Origin of the sequence: Paenibacillus gyeongsangnamensis (genome assembly GCF_027533625.1) — a bacterium.
Lineage (GTDB): Bacteria > Bacillota > Bacilli > Paenibacillales > NBRC-103111 > Paenibacillus_G > Paenibacillus_G gyeongsangnamensis.
The window spans coordinates 150,366-170,003 of record NZ_JAQAGZ010000008.1 but is presented as its reverse complement, the minus strand read 5'-3'; the positions used below and the strand labels follow the sequence as shown (position 1 = coordinate 170,003).

Genomic DNA, 19,638 nt, shown 5'->3' with positions numbered 1-19,638 from the left:
GGTTTCACCTTTCTTTGCCGGGGTCCGGACTGTGGATCTGCCGGATGCCCGGAATGAGGATGGTGGACAAGGAATAGGCACGCCGTCCGGCGGCCGGTTCTTTATTCGCATGCTTGCCGATCGCGCTCCGGATATCCTCCAGCATGAGCTTCCATTCTTCCTCGCTCAGGTAAAGGTTCACCAGCCGATAGCTTAGACCGTCCTTATACATATCCATATCGTCCTGCCGGGTATACGCCCCGAATTCGCCGATCAAATGCGAGAGGAAGGTGATGAACAAGCGCATATGCTCATCCGCATCCATCCGCAGCACTTCCTCCGGGGAAAATTCCGCCCCGTGCTCGGCAAGCGCGTACGTTTTCTCCACCGCTCCGCGAACCGGCTTGCGGCTGACGATGCGGAGGATCTCGGCTTGGGTCAGCTTCTGGAGCTGCCGGTATAAGGTAGGCGCCGGAATATCCGGCAGCCATTCCTGGAGCTGCTGAACGGTCCGCTCCCGGCCGATCATGGCTTGGATGATTCTCATGCGGACCGGGTGCAGCAGCAATTGAGCCTTGTCATTCATCCTGCATGCCCCATTTCATTATTATATAAAACGATAATAATATAAAATATGATAACAAACAAGCATGCTTTCGCTCCGATTTGAATGAATTTAGGACAAAAACTTGTGAGGATCAGGTATTACGATGAAGAGGGCAAATCCATATAATTATACGCAAGCGTTTTCATAAACAAAGGGGGATTACTATGAAAATAAATCATCAACGATCCGCATCCTGGTTATCCGTATTGCTGCTCGCGTCCGCTCTTGCCGGCTGTTCAGGCGGAAGCGGCGCTCCGAAGGAACAGAGCAAAGGCGCCGACGTCAATTTGAATGAGCCGGTAACGCTAACCTTCGTATCCCAATTCGCGGATACCAAGGACTATTTCGACAAGCTGTACGGCGACCGGATCCGGAAGAAGTTCCCGAATGTGACCATTAATTTCATCCAGCGGGGCACGGGTACAGGAATCAACGATCTGATTGCATCAGGCACTTACCCTGATATCATGTACGGCAACCTATCCGATATCGACGGCTTCTTAATTGATCAGGGACTTGCATACGATATGTCGGACCTGGTGAAAAAGTTTAATTTCAACCTCAGCGCCTTGGAGCCCGTCCATATTGATAGTATCAAAAACTCCAACCCCGACGGAGCGCTGATCGGCCTGCCGATGCCTTCCTCCCAGGTTCAGGTGCTGTTCTATAACAAAGCGCTGTTTGACAAATTCGGCGTACCTTATCCGAAGGACGGCATGACGTGGGACGAAACCTACGATTTGGCCAGAAAAATGACCCGGGTCGACGGCGGGCAAGTGTACCGCGGGTTCAGCTCCTTCATCGGGGCGCTGCTGCGGGACAATCAGCTCTCGGTTCCTTATCTCGATCCGAAGGCGGATCAAATGGCGGCGCAGGAGAAATGGGCCGGGCTGATCAACAATCTTGGCCGTTTTTATGCCATTGAGAATAACAACCGGGATCCCAAGAAGCGATCCCAGACCGAGGAATACACCGCTTTCCAGAAAAATATGAATGTCGCCATGCAGGTCAATCAGCTGACCCGTTACCTGGAATTCCCGTCCGAGCTGAACTGGGATATGGTCACGATCCCGACGTTCAAGGAAGCGCCGAATACGGGCAGCCAGCCGGGCGCATATTACTGGTATATTACCAAGACCAACAAGTCCAAGGACATTTCCTTTGCAATCATCGCTTACCTGTTGTCCGAAGAAGTGCAGCTCGATATGGCGAAGACGCTGGGTCTCGTGCCGTCGCTCAAAAATACCGGCGACCTCTTTAAAGCGATCGGCAAGGACGTGCCGCAGCTGCAGGGCAAGAATGTCCAGGCCGTTTACAAGTATAAGCCGGCGGAAGCTTCGCCGAAGCGGGAGAAGGGGCTGATCGGAGGCAACCCGAACGATCTGAAGAAGTCGATGGAGAAGGCCTTCGATTCCGTCACGCTAGACAAAGTCGACGTGAATACGGCGCTGCGCACCGCTCAGGAGGAGATGGCCAAATCGATCGAGACGAAGAAGGCCAACGTCAAAACGAAGTGAACGAAGGGAATCGTACCGGTCTCATCCGGCCGCGGCCATCGGGCCCAGCCATGCAATCGGATCGTAACCGCAAAAGAAGGGTGAAGCCGCAGGGGCTTCACCCTTTAATCTTCCGGCCGTTCAGGACGTGCCGGTATGCTCGTTGCTGTAGCCGATCCTTCGATCCACCTGAAGCGTAAGCGCTAGCGAGCTTTCGTCATACTGATGCTGTGGACAGGCACTGTCGTAAAGCCACCATTTGCGTCTGGAGGCAGCGCTGCCGTAATCCTCGAAATAGAACAGGTTCAGCTCGCTCACAAGCGAACGAATTTCGGCCGCCGTTCCCGGCGCTACACCTTGTACGGTGAGCGTCCAGGCGCCGTCGCCGCCCTCCAGCCGGAAGGGGCAGCCCGCCTTGTCGGTATCAAGCAGAAGCCGTCCGGTGACGGTTTTGACCAATAAGATCGTATTCGTGGGAACGGTCATATCGAAGCTCTCCCTTCCTATGGCAAGTCGATCAGCATGAGCAAGGAACCGGCTTCCGACTCCATCGTCAGCCGCGGCGTCTCTTCAATACGGGCGGCATCGCGCTCTTCCAGCTTCGTGCCGCCATTCAGCGCCAAGCCGCCTTCAATGGCCATAACGTAGATGCGGCGGCCTTCCGGCTGCACGAACTCGAGCGATTGTCCGGGCTCCAGGCGCGACATATAAATCGTCATATCCTGATGGATGTGTGCGATCCCTTCCCCGGAACGGCTCGATACGACCGGCAGAAGGGCGTTCTTCATGCGGGACAGCTCATACTCGGTCGTCTCATAGGAAGGGGTTAGTCCCTGCCGGTCCGGCATGAACCAAAGCTGAAGGATGTGCGTAGGCTCGCTTCCCGGATTCACTTCGGAGTGGATGATGCCGGTACCGGCGGACATCCGCTGTACCTCTCCGAACGTAGTTACCGCAGAGCGGCCCGTGCTGTCCTCGTGCTTTAATTGCCCCTTCAGGACGATGGAGACGATCTCCATTTCCCGGTGAGGATGCGCCCCGAAGCCGCGCCCGGGAGCAATAATATCGTCGTTAAGCACACGCAGCGGTCCGAACCCAACATTGTTCGGGTCGTAATAGTCAGCAAACGAAAAGCTGAAGTTGCTCTGAAGCCAGCCATGATCGGTAGAGTGGCGGGAAGAGGCAGGGTAAACGCGAATCATCGTCGTCAGCTCCTTATGGTGGATGGAATCTGAATGATTTTACTAACATAAATATAGCATATAAACAAAACGAAGTAAACTTTCCGCTAGGCAGCTGGCGCAGTCTTTTTCAGGTTGGAGACGAGAATCTTTTATGCTACTATTATACTCAGTTGATCGTAGAATATGGGGCTTAGTGGAGGTTCCGAATGAACATTGACATTATTGACGCGGCCATGAGCCACAGTAAAGAAGATGGATATATCGGCCGGGTCGAATTCTCGGTGGAGCATCAGGCTCACCCTTATGAAATCACCCTGCACAGCAAGAATGCCAAGGAATGGATGTACAGCCTTAACTTCGCGAGAGAGTCCGGACCGGAGAAAGATATCCTTCTGCTCGAAGAGCAGCTGGAAGAGGATGACGAGCTGTTCGACCGGCTGGTGGAAGCCGCGAAGAGCCGTCTTGTGCAGGAGTAGAGCCGGAGCTTTCCTTCTAAGCAAGCCTGCTTGATGATATCAAGCGGGCTGTTTTCTTTTCTCTGGAAATGATCTTATCCGGCTTTTTCATGTTCTTTTCATAAAACAGCGTTACGATAGGTTCCATCAAGTCCTACAGTTAAGGAGATCAAACACCAATGGAACATGTGGAACCGACAAACGCTGCAAGGGCCAATAAGCAGCTTGGGATACCCCTGAAAGAACGCAAGTGGGTGATATCGGCCCTCGTCCTGACGGCTGCCGTCATCTGTTCGGGGTTGTGGAGCATTCTGCATATGACGTCGGCCGAATGGCACAGCCGAAGCTTTACGTTCACGATGAAAAATTACGGATCGAACGCCCGACTGGCGCTATTCTTCGTCCTGGCCAACTATGTGCTCCTGTTCGTCATTCGGAAAAGGTGGCTGGCCGCCCTGCAGAAGCTGCTCGTTCCGCTTGCCGCCTTCGCTCGGAAGTGGCATACCCCCATCGCTATTCTTGCAATCGGATTGATTGTCCTTCATGCCGTCGCTGCGCTGCTCGGAGACTTTAAGCTCGATTTCCACAACCTCACCGGCTTGCTTGCTCTTTTGTCGCTGCTGCCGGTGCCGGTATCCGGTCTGTTCCGTTACCGGAGGCTGGACCGGAAATGGCATTTGCGCTCGGGCTTAGCGTTTGCCGTATTGTTTTTGATCCATGCCTTTTTATGAGTTTCGGGAGCAGGAAGAAGCCGCGGCGGGCTGCCGCGGCTTGAGCTTATTGAGAAAGTGGTGAAAAGATGATATAGATGTTACGAGGGGGCTGGGTATTACTTCCGGTCGCTGTTGTCTGCAGGAAATTTTTTATTCAAAGGCGCTTAGCAGCGGTCAGGCTGTAGAGAAACCCATGAAATAGAGAATTCTGCCTCGGTACTCCGGTGGAGTATCCCCTTCCGGCCGCTGTTGTTATCGGAAAAATTTCAATTTATTCGCTGTGCAGCGGTCATTTTCCGATAACAAAGGCGGACGCTATCGCTCCTCCAGTAGATACCCCACCTTCGTATGTATCTCTATTTTTGTTGAACACCACTTTCTTAGGCACTCTGACGCCGCGGCGGGCTGCCGCGGCTTCTTATTTTTTTGGCTATGTTAAAAAAGGACTTGTTATCTATAAGCATTCCAATGAAACAAGAGGTTAGAATTGCACCTGTACAAAAGGGAGCTACTTATCTTTATAAGCTGAATTCTGAAACAACAGAAGAGCTGATTAGGTTGACTTTGTTCAATGGAGAACGATAGTTGAAGAAACCGCCTTTTTAGAGGGCGGTTTCTTCATGAGCTTAGAAAACGACATTATCGTTTGATATAGCCATTGTATTTGCTTACAAAAATTTGCGGTTATGCTTCTTGCCGTCGTAGGTGAACAGCACCTTCTTGTTCTCGATCACCGATTCCAGATACACAGGCTTGCCCCACAGCTGATGGATGTAAGGAATGGTGCGTTCCACATATTTGAGATCAAGCTCCATGCCCTCGTATTCATGCTTCAGGTAGAGCTCGCCGTTCCGTTCGTAGTTTCCATCGACGACGACAATGTAAGGGAAGCCGCCGTTCACGCGGGAGTAGACCAGCTGATCGCGGATGTTTTCCCAGGACTTGTCAGTAATTTTCCATTCGGGACCCTTCTTTTCGAAAATGTACAGGTCCAGCTCATCGACCAGCTTCTTGTTCAAATAGTTGCGGATGAAGGAGAGGTCCGAATCGAATTCGCGCACCTCGAATATTTTCTTACGGCCTTCGCCGCCCTTGTAGCCGAAGCGCTCGCGATCCTCTCGCGACGGGTTATCCCAGCGTTTCTCGATGTCCTCGAAAATTTTAAGACCGAGATAATAAGGATTCAAGCTGTGCCGCGAAGGCACGACGACGGAGGAATTGAGCTTGGAGTATTCGATCGTTTCCGCATCGGTCAGATCGAGCTCCCGCAAGATGCGCTGATGCCAGTACGACGCCCAGCCTTCGTTCATGATTTTCGTCTCGAGCTGCGGCCAGAAGTATAGCATTTCATCGCGCAGCATCGTCATGATATCGCGCTGCCAGTCCTTCAGGTTCGGAGCATATTCTTCGATGAAGAGCATGATGTCTTTATCCGGCTCCGCGGGGAATTTGGCGGGTCCTTGCTTCTTGTTCGAGTCGGGTTCGGCCGTCTTTTCCTTATCGAGGTCCCATAGGTCCTCATAGCCGAATCGGCGGTCGCGGCCGCTCTTCTGCTGCTCGCGTTCCTTCGTATCCCGGTAATGCCGGTACGGTTTGGTCAGCGTCGGGTCGATGTGCTCCTGAATCGCGAGCACCGCATCGATGAATTTCTCCACTTCCTCCGCGCCGAATTCGATCTCGTACTGCCGGATCCGCTCGGCCGTAGCCGACATGCTTTCCACCATATTGCGGTTCGTCTTGGAGAACCGCATATTATTCTTGAAGAAGTCGCAGTGAGCGAGCACGTGCGCGACGATCAGCTTGTTCTGAATGAGCGAGTTGCCGTCGAGCAGGAAGGCGTAGCAGGGATCGGAATTGATGACGAGCTCGTAAATTTTGCTGAGCCCGAAGTCGTACTGCATCTTCATTTTATGAAACGTCTTGCCGAAGCTCCAGTGGCTGAACCGGGTCGGCATGCCGTAGGCTCCGAAGGTATAGATGATATCCGCAGGGCAAATCTCGTAGCGCATCGGGTAAAAGTCCAGACCGAAGCCGGTAGCTACTTCGGTAATTTCGGCGACGGCGTATTCAAGCTGCTTCATGTCGTCAGCATTCATCGGGCGGCGCTCCCTTCAGCCTGCTTGGGGAAAAAGGTGCGAAGCGCTTTATAAACCTCGCCCTTCTCACGAATGATGTAGTGCACAAACTTCGGATCGTGGATGTTGCGGTAGGCCGACATTAACGTGCTGCTTCGGTTATATTGATTCACTTCGCCGTAGCCGAACAGGTTCGAGCGCTTGACCAGCTCGCCGATCAGCTTCACGCAGCGCTCATTGTCCGAGGTCAGATTGTCGCCGTCGGAGAAGTGAAATGGATAGATGTTGTAGCGGCTTGGCGAGTACCGCTTGTCGATGAGATCCACCGCCAGCTGGTAAGCGGAAGAGCAGATCGTGCCGCCGCTTTCGCCTTTGGTGAAAAATTCCTCCTCCGTCACTTCCTTCGCCTCCGTATGGTGAGCGATGAAGATGATTTCCACATGCTCGTATTTGGTGCGGAGGAAGCGGGTCATCCAGAAGAAGAAGCTGCGGGCGATATATTTCTCGAAGGAGCCCATCGAACCGGACGTGTCCATCATAGCCAGAATAAGGGCGTTGGAGTGGGGAGTGACGATTTCGTCCCATGTTTTGAAGCGCAGGTCGTCAGGGGAAATATGATGAATGCCGGGCACCCCCTCCCGGGAGTTGCGGCGCAGGTTCTCCAGAATGGTCCGCTTCTTGTCGATGTTGGACATGATTCCTTTCTTGCGGATATCGTTAAAAATCGGCTCTCTCGTCGTGACGTTATGCTTTTCCTTCTGCTGCAGATTGGGCAGCTCCAATTCCTCGAACAGCATGGACTGCAGCTCTTCCATTTGGATCTCGGCGTCGTAGTAATCCTCGCCCGGCTTGTCGCCGGCGCCTTCGCCTTTGCCTGCCCCGGAAGCGGGCTGCGGATCTACCCCGAGCACATCGCCGACCTGGCTGTCGCCATCCCCTTGCCCTACATGCTTGCTCTTGTTGTAGTTATAACGGAAGCGGTATTCGTCGAGACTGCGAATCGGTACTTTGACGATCTGCTTGCCGTCCGACATAATAATGCTCTCGTCGGATACCAGATCGGGCAAATTCTGCTTGATCGCTTCCCGTACTTTTTCCTGGTGGCGGGTTTGGTCCTGATAGCCTTTGCGGTGCAGCGACCAGTCTTCGCGGGATACGGTAAATAAGGGTTTTGCCATGTGGGACACCTCCAGATTGTAAGATCATTGATCGGATCGAAGCGGATTAGAGGGGAGATACCGGGAAAAAAGTGCTTGTTACTAAATATATTCAAGCAGGACGGGGATATGTGACGGGACAGGAGCGGATTTTTGGGTGGAGGGCCCGGTATTCTAAAAAAAACATAATAGAGTCTATAAATAATACAAAGTGATTTTTGTTAAGAGATTCATAATAAAACTGAATGGCTTTAGAAAAATACTAACAAGAGGGGGGAATTAGCTAAATGTATAGGAAGCTCAGATCGCAATTAAGCGGATTGATCGTTTTGCTGCTAGTTGCACAGTTGTTTGCTGTTGTTCCGCAAGTATTCGCAGCAACCGTTTCTACTACCATTAGTACATTAAATGCAGCAGGGGACGCCGTAGTAGATAGTACATACCCAACATCAAATTTCGATACAAAAACAGGATCTAGCACTGGATTATTCAGCATAACAACCAGCGCGACGAAAGAAATGGACGGCTTGTTTAAATTTGTTGTAGACCCGGCGATCACGGCTAATCCGGATTATGGAAAATATAAATTTTATATTTCCATTAACGGGAAAATGGGTTCTTCAAACAAAGCAGTTACGCTTAGCGTGTGTGCAGCCGGAACAACGGCCGGCAGCGCAGCTGACTGGGATGAAAAGGCGATCACCTGGAACCAGGCGGTCTCGCTCAATCTTACAGCTTCCAGCGCTACAGGGGTCATGTGCAAGAATAATAATAATACCACAACGCCTACTTTAACGATTAATAATCTTAATACTTCGTCGCCTCAGCCGTATCAAGCGAATGTGACGGATTATGTGAAAGCCTATTTGGCGGATAACAAAAACGTCATCACCTTCATTGTGGGCGATAAAAGCAAATCCAGTACAGGCGTAAATATTTATTCAAAAGAATCGACCACCGCACCGCAGCTTATCGTTCAAACAGAGGTTGCAGACAATAACCCGCCTTATTGGAATCCTGGCGACAGCTTGAAAGTGTTCAACTTAGGTACGGATTTTATACAATTGAACTGGCCGCATGCGCGGGACGATGAGTCTTACGTGAAATCGTATAACATTTATAAAGACGGAGTGAAAATCGCAAACGTAAACGCGGCGAAGAGTCCGGGAAAGGACCAGTCCGGCAGCGCCCTTCCTGCTTTTAACAACTACAAACTGACCGGCTTGACGCCTGGGGCTACTTATCAATTGAAAGTCGAAGCAGTGGATGCAGCTGATTTTGTTACAGGAAGCAACAGCTTGACTGCTTCACGCACAACGCTTCTTTCTCCGGTAGAATCTATTCCGCTTGAACTTGATAGTGTGACCGCAAGCGGCGACGACGGTAACGTGGCTACAAATACCTTGGATGATAACCTGAACTCCCGTTGGTCCTCCTCCAATGATCCGTGGATTCAGTATGACCTGGGGGAAGTGATCAGCGTAGGATATGTCGGCATCGCCTTTTATAACGGAGATACGCGCGCTTCCAATCTGGACATTGATTTATCCGCCGATGGAACGACCTGGAATAGGGTTTTCTCCGGATACAGCGTGATGATGCTCGATATGCAGCCCTTTACTTTTCCAAAACAAGATGCGCGTTATGTCAAAATTACCGGGCACGGAAACACGACGAATGCGTTTACAAGCTTTACGGAAGTGAAGATCTATCCTCCGTTCCCGACAGGGGATACCCCGGTTGCGGTCGTACCCAACATTCCGCCAGGCAGGCCTCCCGGAGCGGTAGATTTTACGCAGCCGGGTATGACCAATGCGGATGGAACACCTCACGCCGTACATACCCCGAACACGGTAACCGGCGTTACTTATGATGTGACCAAAGCTCCGTTCTTTGCGGACAATACGGGAGCAACCGATGCTGCATCGGCCATTAGGGCAGCGATCCAAGGGGCCAAGCCCGGAGATGAAATCTACCTGCCGAACGGTACTTACAAGCTTAGCTCAGCGCCGGATGGACTCACCAACCTTACGTTGAAATCAAAAGTGAATTTGCGCGGGCAAAGCCAGGACGGTACCATTCTTGTAACGACGCTGGACGGGGTGAAGAACAGCAGCGTCTTGAAAGTACCTAACCAAAATAACTTGGTCATCTCCAATTTAACGATTACTTCTACTTGGGATGACGGCGGCGGTTCGAGATATCCGACCAGTTCTAACGTCAATAACCCTAACTTTGGCGGACCCGAGAATGGGATCACCGTTCAAAGCGGCGGAAACAATTCGACCTCATACAATGTTACGATTGATCATGTGACTATAGAGAAGTATTACCGTATGGGCATTCGTATAGACAGCAGCCATGATATCGTCGTGCGCAACAGTACCTTTAAGAACACTACCGATATCGGTCCAAGCGGTGCCGGTTATGGCGTTACCATCCAAGGGATCGCAAAGCAGGATATGCTCGGATACGAGAATGACACCCTTTGGAATTTGGTGGAAAACTCTTATTTCGGAAGTCCTGTCAACAACGAAGTGCGCATGCGTCACGGCGTCCTGATTCAAAACTACGCTCACAATAATGTGGTGCGCTTCAATACATTTAATAACACGGCCCTCGACTCCATTGATTTGCACGGTGAATTCGAGTATTTGAATGATGTGTATGCCAACGTGATATCCAACGTAGCCGGCGGCGGTCTGGGACTTGGCAATACGGGAGGAGCAGCTCCAAGCAATCACGGTCCTACCGGTCCCGGAAACTATATTCACGATAATACCCTGATCAATACACGTGACGGAATTAATGTGACGATGGGTACGCCGGATACTATCATTGAAAACAATACAATCAAAGATACGACAATGGCTGGCGCGACGGGGATTAAAATTTTGAATGCCACTAAAGTCAAAATAAGAAATAATTTCATTCTGAACAACAGCGGTCCCGGTTTTTGGGGAATTTACTTGGCGCATGATAACGGTGATACCAAGGTACTAGATCCTACAAACCCTTGGGGAACCTACATGGCAGGTGACCCGAGTAACGTTGAGATTAATCAAAATTATCTGGGAGGAAATACAGGAGCCATTTCTCTGCAAGCCGGAAGCGGCATTAAAGTAATCAATAACGTCATCTTTAATGATAACGGTACAAAATATGTGAAAGCGGACGGGGTCCAAGTCGATCAAGAAAGCTGGCCTTCTTCAGATCTTAAATCTCTTAGCCTGAGCGCAGGTACATTGACTTTTGATCCTGCAACGACAACGTATGCGGTTAATGTGGATAATACCATTGCTGCAATCAGCATGACGCCGACAGCCGCCGATACAGGGGCAACAATCAAAGTGAACGGAACTCCAACCGTGAGCGGTGCAACCTACGGTCCGGTCAACCTGGCAGTGGGAGCGAACACGCTCCGCATCGACGTAACGGCTGCCGACGGTACTCCAAAGGCCTACACGATTACGGTCAATCGCGCCGACGTGCCGGTAGTTCCGTCGTCGAATGCGAACTTGAGCGGTTTGACCATCAGCTCGGGAGTACTCAGCCCGGCATTTAACGCAAACACGACAGCTTATTCGGTGAATGTGGATAATTCCGTTACCAGCTTCAAAGAGACGCCGACAGCCGCCGACACAGGCGCAACGATTAAAGTGAACAGTACATCGACTGCAAGTGGAGCAACCTACGGTCCGGTCAACCTGGCTGTTGGAGCGAACACATTCCGCATTGACGTAACGGCTGCCGACGGAACCCTGAAGACATACACCATCACGGTCAATCGCGCCGACGTGCCTGTGGTTCCGCCGGCTCCTTCGTCCAACGCGAACTTGAGCGGTTTGAAGGTTTGGAACGGAAGCACCCAGCTCGACTTGACGCCTGGGACCGTGACCGTTTCGACTTATTCCTACAGCACGAGCGTCAGGCCTTCGGTCAGCAGTATCGTCGTTCAAGCTGCGTCCGAACATAACAAGGCCGTCGTAAAAATCAACGGAACGGTTCAAACTGCCGATGCCGGTGTGACTATCAATTCTTTACAGTACGGAGATAATCAGATCACCATTGAAATCACGGCAGAGGACGGAGTAACGAAAACATCGTATCAGGTGAACGTAAACCGTAAACGCCCGGATACCGACAGTACGATTCCTAACTCTCCAAGCGGTAGCGGGGGTGGCGTTCCAGCACTTCCTAGCAGCACAGAAAGCGGGAAGAATACGAATACGGTAACCGCTGAAGTGAAGACGATCGACGGCAAAAAGGTTACGCATGCCAAAGTCGACGATCAAGTGATCGACAACGCATTGAAGAAAAGCGAGGGCGGTAAGCTGACGTTCGGAATCGATTCCGGCACAGGCGTAGCTCAAACTACGGTAACCATCACAAATACCGCTTTGCAAAAAATAGCTTCGAACGACAAAGTGAAGTCGGTCTCGGTGGACACCTCCATCGGTAGGTACGAGCTGCCGGTGAAGCAAATGGACGCTCAAGCGTGGGCAGCCAAGCTCGGTACGCCCAAAGATCAGGTGTACCTGGAAATTACGATGGTACGGAATGAGGCTGCGGCGAGCCAAGCGAAAGCGTCGGGCCGAACTTCGCTGGCAGCCGTTGAATTCACAGTCCGTGCGGTTACTGCGGGTGGGAAAAGCGTTGAAGTCGCGACGTTCACTCAATATGTACCGCGCAGCATCAAATCGGAAGCCGTATTGGATGCCGGTCATTTGGCTGCGGTACGCGTCGAGACCGACAATGCCGGCAAGCCTCTCTATGAGCCGGTTCCTTATACCGTATCAGGAACGGAAGCAACCTTGTACAGCCGGACCAACAGCACCTATATGCTGCTGAATAACAACATGACGTTTTCGGATATTCGGAAGCATTGGGCACAGGATGACATTGAACGCATGGCCAATCGCATGATCGTTCAGGGCGCGTCGGAAACGGAGTTTCGTCCGAACCAAGCCGTGTCGCGTGCGGAATTTGCAGCTTTGGTAACCCGGGCTTTAGGACTGAGCGCACAGACGTCGGCCAAGAACGCCTTCAAGGATGTACAATCCTCCGATTGGTTCGCGGGTCAGGTTTACGTTGCGGCCGAAGCGGGGATTATCACCGGATTCGATGACCAAACCTTCCGTCCGGGTCAACCGATTTCCCGCCAGGAAATGGCCGTCATGATCTACCGCGCGATGAAATTCGCGGGCTTCGACGGAGTATCCGGCGGAACAAACGTGAAATTCGCGGATGAGAACCGCTTCCAGGATTGGGTGAAAGAAGCGATTGGCGTGATGGCATCCAAGAGCATCGTGCAAGGAGTCGCTTCCGGCGAATTTGATCCGGCCGGTACGGCGACGCGTGCGCAGAGCGCTGCGATTCTAAGCCGCATGCTGGGCAGCCTTCAATTCACGCAATAAGAAGCCTTAATGCGACGAATTGGGTAGCAAGAAGCAGAAGCAAGAAGCAGAAGCAAGAAGTAAGAAGTAACAATTAGAAACGACAACAAGAAGAGCCGAAAAGAGACAGCAAAAGAAACAGACAACAGGTAGAAGAGAAAGCAGCAAGAAGAGACAACAACAAGAAGAGGCAGCAAGAAGAAGCAGCAGTGAGAAGAGGCAGCAGCAAGAAGAAACAGCAGCAAGAGGAAGCAGCAACAAGAAGAGACTGTAGCAAGAAGAAACAGCAGCAAGAAGAACCGGAGCCGGGGCGATCAAGCCCTGGCTTCGGTTCTTTTATGCGTTCCAAAGGAGTCTGATGACGATCTTGTTACGCAAGTGAACGGTCATTTGAAGAAAGGCCGCAGACGTTTCCCTGTCTCCGGATCTGCAGCAAGCAGGCAGATCGTACGGCAGGTTCTCGGATCTTCAATTCGTAAAGCGCGCAACTGCGGATGCGGCATCTCCCGGACAATGCTCTCGGGGACGATCGTAATTCCTCCCCCGGCTGCCGCATAGCCCAGCAAATATTCCCCGAAGGGGACTTCCGATTTAACTTGAGGCTCAACTCCTTCGCTGCGGAAGGCGCCGGTGACGCATCGACGGATGCTGCAGTTCGGAGGATACATGATGAAAGCTTCCTCCTGCAGATCCGCTAGCCGAACCACAGGCTGCCCGGCCAGCCGATGATCGGAACGAACAACGGCGTAGAAGGGTTCTGTGAACAGATCATGGCTCCACAGGGCGGTTCCGTCGGGCCGTTCCGTAACAACGGCGTCGAGCTTATGCTCGTTTAGCTGCTGAACCAAATCTTCCGAGGTGGGCTGAATGACGATGCCTGCTTCTATGCCGCTGCGCTCAAGCTTTAAGGCCTTGTCTGGCAAATAACGCGAAGCAAGACTCGGAAGCGTGCCGATCTCGAGACGGCGCTTATCCCGGAACCGGAGCAGCTCGGCCCGAAGCGATTCATGCCGGTCCAGCAACGGCTGCACCCGCTCGATCAGCAGCATGCCGGCCTCGGTAGGCTCGACTCCGGTCGGGGAACGTTTTAACAATGAAACCCCGTAGTAGGCTTCCAGCAGGCGAATTTGCTTACCCAGTGCCGGAGGCGTCAGGGAAAGCCGCTCGCTGGCTTTGGCGATGCTTTTCAGCTTGACGATCTCCGTAAAATGCCGCAGCAGCTCTATATTCATATGCGATTCTCCGTATTCATTGATTTGATATGCCATATCCTCAAGTCTCATGATAGCACACTCAAGCAAAAACTTTTAGTTTATACCCTGCAGCTACTTGGAAATTCCGATAACGCCGAAGCTGCTGTAAGATATCGGCAAGGCTTGAATGAGACAATGAGCCGATGCTTCAGTAAAAACGGAGGAGGATACGTCAGATGTATAAACTGAGTGTTGTCGGAACGGGAAGAATGGGACGGGGATTGGTTCGGGTGCTTAGTCCCTTATCGAAGGAATCGGATTTGATCTGGGGATCCCGCACGCCGGACAAGGCCCGGGCTCTGATCGATGAAGAGGGCTTCCGGAATACGGTTGCCGGAGGCTATGAGGAGGCGCTGGGCGCGGAAGTGATCCTGCACTCGCTCTGGTTCCGCGACGTGCTGCCTTGGGCAAAAGAGAACAGGGAGGCGTTGAAAGGCAAAATTCTGGTAGACATCGCCAATCCGTTTACGGAGGATTTCAACGATTTTACAACGGAATGGGGAACTTCGGCGGCGGAGGAGCTGCAGAAGCTGCTGCCGCAGACGCGGGTCGTAGGCGCGTTCAAAAATACGTTCTTCCGGGTGCTGGAGCAACCCTTGCATAACGGTTTAACGAGCGACGTATATGTCACCGGTGACGATGAAGAGGCGAAGCGAACCGTCCTCTCGCTTCTGGATGGAATCCCCTTCCGGGTATTGGACGGCGGGCGGCTGAGTAATAACCGGACGATCGAACGGATGACGTTATTCGAGCGAGAGGTAGCCGTCCGGTATGGAAATTATCCTTACGTTTCATTCCGAATGTTCGGGCTGAACGAAGGCTGAGCGAACGCTGCACCGTTTCTTCAGCCTTGAAACGAAAGCAGAACCATTTGAGCTGATCTCGAATGGTCCTGCTTTTTTTCTTTTGCATACATGGGCTGGGAATGGGGGGATTTGCCACCGGGCCGGAATCGGAGGAGAAGGCAGGGAATCGGGGCTTTTTGCCGAATAATATTTAGGTACATAACTAAAGCATCGGAGGGATTCAAGCCCTTATGAAATTCATACATACGGCAGATTGGCATTTGGGGAAGCTGGTGCAGGGCGTCTATATGACCCAAGATCAGAGGCACGTGCTGCGTCAGCTGGTGCAGGTTGTAGAGGAGGAACGGCCGGATGCGGTAGTGATCGCCGGCGATTTGTACGACCGGGCGATCCCGCCGACCGAGGCGGTGGAGCTGCTAAGCGAGCTGCTGGAGGAGCTGGTGATCCGGCTGAATACGCCGGTGCTGGCGATTTCGGGCAACCATGACAGCCCGGACCGGCTCGATTTTGCTACACGCATCATGGAAAGCCGGGGGCTACATTTAGCGGGTCAGCTCCGCCGGGAGCCGAAGCCGGTCGTGCTGCGGGACGAGCATGGCGAGGTGCACTTTCACCTGATGCCGTACGCGGATCCGGCACAGGTACGGTTTTTGCTGGAGGATGAGACGATCCGCTCCCACGACGATGCGACCCGGGTGCTGGCGGAGCGGATCCGTTCGGCGATGGACCCTGGCGCGCGGCATGTCTGGGTAGGTCACGCGTTTGTGACCCCGATGGGAGAACCGGCCGACAATACGAGCGATTCGGAGCGGCCGCTTGCTATAGGTGGGGCCGAGCACGTTCGGGCGGAGCATTTTGCCCCGTTCCACTATACCGCTCTCGGCCACCTGCATCAGGCGCATTTCGTAGCTAGCGAGAACATCCGGTATGCCGGCTCGCCGCTCAAGTATTCCGTATCGGAAGCGAATCATATCAAAGGGTATTATATGGTTGAGCTGGACGGCGAAGGAAAGGTGAAGGTGGATAAGCGCATGTTTATTCCGCTGAGGGAGCTGCGCCGGATCGAAGGCACTATCGAAGAGGTCGAAGGTCATCCGCTCTGCGACGACTACGTCTTCGTGACGCTGCTGAACGACAATCCGGTGCTGTTCCCGATGGAAAAGGTGCGCGCCGTGTACCCGAATGCCCTTCATGTGGAGCGCAGGACGCAAGCGGCGCTGCAGCTTCAGGAAGGGGAGACGCTGGCGGAGAGGCGGGCCTCCGATCCGGTGGCGCTGTTCGCCGCCTTTTATCAAGAGGTGAAGGGGATGCAACTGCCGGATGACAAGCGGGAGCTGTTCGCGGAAGTCTTCGGGCAAGTATTCCGAGAGGAGGCGGATGTCTAGATGAGACCGCTGAAGCTCACGATGACGGCCTTCGGGCCTTACCGGGATCAGGAGACGATTGATTTCGCGTTGCTGGAGGACCGCCGCTTGTTCGTCATTTCGGGCAATACGGGCGCGGGAAAAACGTCAATCTTCGACGCCGTATGCTTTGCGCTCTACGGCTTTGCGAGCGGCGAGGACCGGTTCGAGTCGCGGATGCTGCGGAGCCATTTTGCCGATGAGGAGACGCATACGTCGGTGGAATTCGCGTTCGCCATCGGGCGGCGCACCTTCCGGGTATTCCGGCAGCTGGGTCACCGGAAGGGCGTGAATAAGAGCGAGACGGGGGCAAGGATCGAGCTTTTCGAGACGACGGGAGGGCAAGAGACGCCCTGCACGGACCGGTTTACGGTGTCCGACGTCAATGCGAAGCTCGAGTCGCTGATCGGGCTGTCCAAGGACCAGTTCAGCCAGATCGTCATGCTGCCTCAAGGCGAATTCCGCAAGCTGCTTACCTCGGATACGGAGAATAAGGAAGACATTCTGCGGCGCATCTTCCGGACCGGGCTGTATCAAAAGCTGGAGGACCGCTTCCAGCAAAAAAGCCGCGAGCTGAAGGAGGCGCTGAAATCGGCGCAGCTGGAGAGCGAAGTCTACATCAAGCAGGTGCAGGCGGCGCTTCCGGCGCGGGAGGAGAGCGCTTTGTCCGCGACGCTGCAGCAGGAGTATCGCAGCGTGCCGCAGGTGGCCGAGGGGCTCGAGCAGGAACGCGAGCATTATCTCAGCCTCGCTGAAGCGGCGGCATCGCGCCGTACGGCGCTCCGGACGCAGGCGGATGCGAAGGAGTCCGAGCTGCGGGCGGGCACCGCGCTTGGGGAGCGCTTCGCCGAGCGCGAGCAGAAGCGGGCGCAGCGCGAAGCGATGGAGCGGCGCGTGCCGGAGCTGGCGGCGCAGGAGCGGCGGCTGCAGCTGGCGGAGCGGGCGGCGGGGCTCGCGCCGTACGAGGAGCAGCGAAGCCGTGCGGCGCAGGCGGCCGAGCAGAAGCGGGCGCAGCACGAGGCGAAGCGGCGCGAGGCGGAAGCGGCAGCGGCCGCGCTGGCGGCGGCGGAGACGCGCCACCGCGAGGAGGCGGCGCGGGAGCCGGAGCGGCAGGCCGCGGAGCGCGAGCTGCAGCGGCTCGGCGAGCTGGAGCCGGCGGTGCGTACGCTCGCGGAGCAGCAGCGCGAGCTGGAGCGGCTGCTCGCGGCGGAGCGCGCCGGCGCAGAGCGGCTGGCCGCCGCAGCGGCGCAGCTCGAGCGGGCGCGCGAGGCGCGGCAGGCGGCAGCGGAGCGCGCGAAGGCGCTGGAGCCGGCGGCAGCGGCGCTGCCGGAGCGGCAGGCGCGGCTCGAGCGGATGCGGCAGCAGGTGCGCCTGCTCAAGGCTGCGATGGAGCTGGACAAGCAGGTCAAGCAGGCCGCCCGGCAGGAAGCGGAGCGCGAGGCCGGCATGAAGCGGCTGCGCGAGGAGCTGGAACGCCAGGAGCGGCTGTGGATCGAAGGCCAGGCGAGCCTGCTTGCGGCGCACCTGCATGACGGGCAGGCCTGCCCGGTATGCGGCAGCGATTCGCACCCGCACAAAGCGGCAGCCGCAGAGGACGTGCCTTCCCGGGAAGCATTGCAGCAGGCGCGTGAGCGGATGCTACATTTCGAACGGGAGTTTAACGAGGCGCGCGTACAGGCGGCAGCCAGCCGGGCCGGCTGGGACGGGAAAGTCGCGGATTTTGAGGAGTACGGCCTCGGCACGGATGATATGGCGGGTCAATACAACCGCTTGGGCCGGGAAGGACAGCAGCTGAAGAAGGAGACGGAGGCGCTGGAGCGGCAGGCAGCTGAGCTGCCGAAGCTGAGGGAAACGATAGAAGCGCTGGAGCGGAAGGTGGAGCAGCTGGCGAAGGAGAAGGACGAGGGAACCCGCCAGGTCCATGAACTATCTCTCCAGCGCAGTGCGAAGCAGACGCTGCTGGAGAGCGAGCTCGTCCGCATTCCGGAGGAGCTGCGATCACCGGAGCAGCTGGAGGCGCGGGTGAAGGCGCAGCGCGAGCTTGCCGGGCGTCTGAATGCAGCCTGGCTGGAAGCCCAGCAGCAGGCTCAGCAGGCGCAGACGAAGCTGGCGGAAGAGAATGCCGCGCTGAGGCAAATGCTCCGCCAGCTGGAGGAAGCGGAGACGCTTCATGCCGGAGCGGAGGAGCGGTTCGCGGACGAACTGGGCAAGGCCGGCTTCGCCGCCGTTGAGGATTACCGTGCGGCGAAGCTCAGTGAAGCAGCCGTGCAGAACATGCGCGAGGACATCGAAGCGTTCAAGACCGGCCTTGCCGTGCTGCAGCGCCAATTGGCCGAGCTCGATCTGGAACTGGAGGGCAGACAGCGCGCCGACCTGGAGCGGCTGAATGCCGAGCTGGCCGATTACCGGCGCGAGCTGGAAGCGGCGGCGGCAGAGCAGCAGCACAGCGCGGGACTCGCGAAGGAAGCGGAACGTCTCCGGGCCTCCATGCAGACGGCGTATGCCAAGCAGCGTGAGCTGGAATCACAGCTGGAGCAGGTGCTCGATGTGTATCAAGTGCTTAAGGGCGACAACCCGCTCAAAATCTCGTTTGAGCGTTACATACTGATTGAATTCCTGGAACAAATTCTACATGCGGCGAACGAACGCCTGAGGGTGCTCTCCAACGGGCAATTCGTCCTGCAGCGAAGCGACCGGCTGGAGAAGCATAACCGCCAGAGCGGGCTTGGGCTTGACGTCTACGACGCCTACACCGGCCAGAATCGCGACGTCAAAACGCTGTCCGGCGGCGAGAAGTTCAATGCCTCCCTTTGTCTCGCGCTTGGAATGACCGATGTGATCCAGTCGCACCAAGGCGGCGTTTCCATCGAAATGATGTTTATCGACGAAGGCTTCGGGTCGCTCGACGAGGATGCGCTGGGTAAAGCGATCGAGACGCTGATTGATTTACAGCGCTCCGGGCGCATGATCGGGGTGATCTCCCACGTGCAGGAGCTGAAGCAGGCGTTCCCGGCCGTTCTGGAGGTTCGCAAGATGAAGGACGGCTGCAGCCGGACGGAGATTATATTGAAATAGCTTCGACCGACTTCAGCCAAGCCGGCGCTTTATATAAGG

Annotated in this window: 13 protein-coding genes; 7 read left to right on the top strand and 6 right to left on the bottom strand. The window is 54.7% G+C overall.

From position 1 onward, the window contains the following. Positions 1-4: 4 nt before the first annotated feature. Complete coding sequence (locus O9H85_RS14025; protein WP_269882050.1) at positions 5-565, bottom strand: helix-turn-helix domain-containing protein; 561 nt, start codon at positions 563-565, stop codon at positions 5-7. 185 nt (positions 566-750) lie between these two features. On the opposite strand from O9H85_RS14025, the gene O9H85_RS14020 reads away from it, so the two are divergent. After that, positions 751-2,103: an ABC transporter substrate-binding protein gene (locus O9H85_RS14020; protein WP_269882049.1), complete on the top strand. Its 1,353-nt coding sequence runs from the start codon at positions 751-753 to the stop codon at positions 2,101-2,103. Positions 2,104-2,223: 120 nt separating this feature from the next. Here O9H85_RS14020 and O9H85_RS14015 read toward each other — a convergent pair whose 3' ends face one another. Together O9H85_RS14015 and O9H85_RS14010 are read right to left on the bottom strand one after the other, a co-directional pair. After that, a complete protein-coding gene (locus O9H85_RS14015) occupies positions 2,224-2,568 on the bottom strand; it encodes a hypothetical protein (protein ID WP_269882048.1) in 345 nt (114 codons plus the stop codon). Between the two features lie 17 nt (positions 2,569-2,585). After that, on the bottom strand, positions 2,586-3,284 hold the full coding sequence (locus O9H85_RS14010) for a pirin family protein (protein ID WP_269882047.1): 699 nt from the start codon (positions 3,282-3,284) through the stop codon (positions 2,586-2,588). Positions 3,285-3,472: 188 nt separating this feature from the next. Here O9H85_RS14010 and O9H85_RS14005 point away from each other — a divergent pair, with 188 nt between their 5' ends. Beyond that, positions 3,473-3,742, top strand: a complete 270-nt coding sequence (locus tag O9H85_RS14005; protein ID WP_269882046.1) for a hypothetical protein — start codon at positions 3,473-3,475, stop codon at positions 3,740-3,742. A gap of 158 nt (positions 3,743-3,900) precedes the next feature. Next, positions 3,901-4,452, top strand: coding sequence for a hypothetical protein (locus O9H85_RS14000; RefSeq protein WP_269882045.1), 552 nt, complete (start codon positions 3,901-3,903; stop codon positions 4,450-4,452). A gap of 650 nt (positions 4,453-5,102) precedes the next feature. Here the strand turns inward: O9H85_RS14000 and O9H85_RS13995 are convergent. Further along, a complete protein-coding gene (locus O9H85_RS13995) occupies positions 5,103-6,530 on the bottom strand; it encodes a SpoVR family protein (RefSeq protein ID WP_269882044.1) in 1,428 nt (475 codons plus the stop codon). After that, complete coding sequence (yhbH, locus tag O9H85_RS13990) at positions 6,527-7,687, bottom strand: sporulation protein YhbH (protein WP_269882043.1); 1,161 nt, start codon at positions 7,685-7,687, stop codon at positions 6,527-6,529. The genes O9H85_RS13995 and yhbH overlap by 4 nt, the downstream gene beginning before the upstream one ends. A gap of 266 nt (positions 7,688-7,953) precedes the next feature. Between yhbH and O9H85_RS13985 the strand changes: the two genes are divergently transcribed. After that, on the top strand, positions 7,954-13,083 hold the full coding sequence (locus tag O9H85_RS13985) for a cadherin-like beta sandwich domain-containing protein (protein ID WP_269882042.1): 5,130 nt from the start codon (positions 7,954-7,956) through the stop codon (positions 13,081-13,083). A 365-nt stretch (positions 13,084-13,448) separates the two neighbouring features. On the opposite strand, the gene O9H85_RS13980 is transcribed toward O9H85_RS13985, so the two are convergent. Further along, positions 13,449-14,330, bottom strand: a complete 882-nt coding sequence (locus O9H85_RS13980; RefSeq protein WP_269882041.1) for a LysR family transcriptional regulator — start codon at positions 14,328-14,330, stop codon at positions 13,449-13,451. A 161-nt stretch (positions 14,331-14,491) separates the two neighbouring features. Between O9H85_RS13980 and O9H85_RS13975 the strand changes: the two genes are divergently transcribed. The 3 genes from O9H85_RS13975 (at position 14,492) to O9H85_RS13965 (ending at position 19,599) form a co-directional block, all read left to right on the top strand. Next, entirely contained in the window at positions 14,492-15,139 is a 648-nt protein-coding gene (locus tag O9H85_RS13975) for an NADPH-dependent F420 reductase (RefSeq protein WP_269882040.1), read from the top strand. A gap of 212 nt (positions 15,140-15,351) precedes the next feature. Further along, entirely contained in the window at positions 15,352-16,506 is a 1,155-nt protein-coding gene (locus O9H85_RS13970; RefSeq protein ID WP_269882039.1) for an exonuclease SbcCD subunit D, read from the top strand. Then, positions 16,507-19,599 (top strand): AAA family ATPase, encoded by a 3,093-nt coding sequence (locus O9H85_RS13965; RefSeq protein ID WP_269882038.1) that lies wholly within the window; start codon positions 16,507-16,509, stop codon positions 19,597-19,599. The last annotated feature ends 39 nt before the right edge of the window (positions 19,600-19,638 follow it).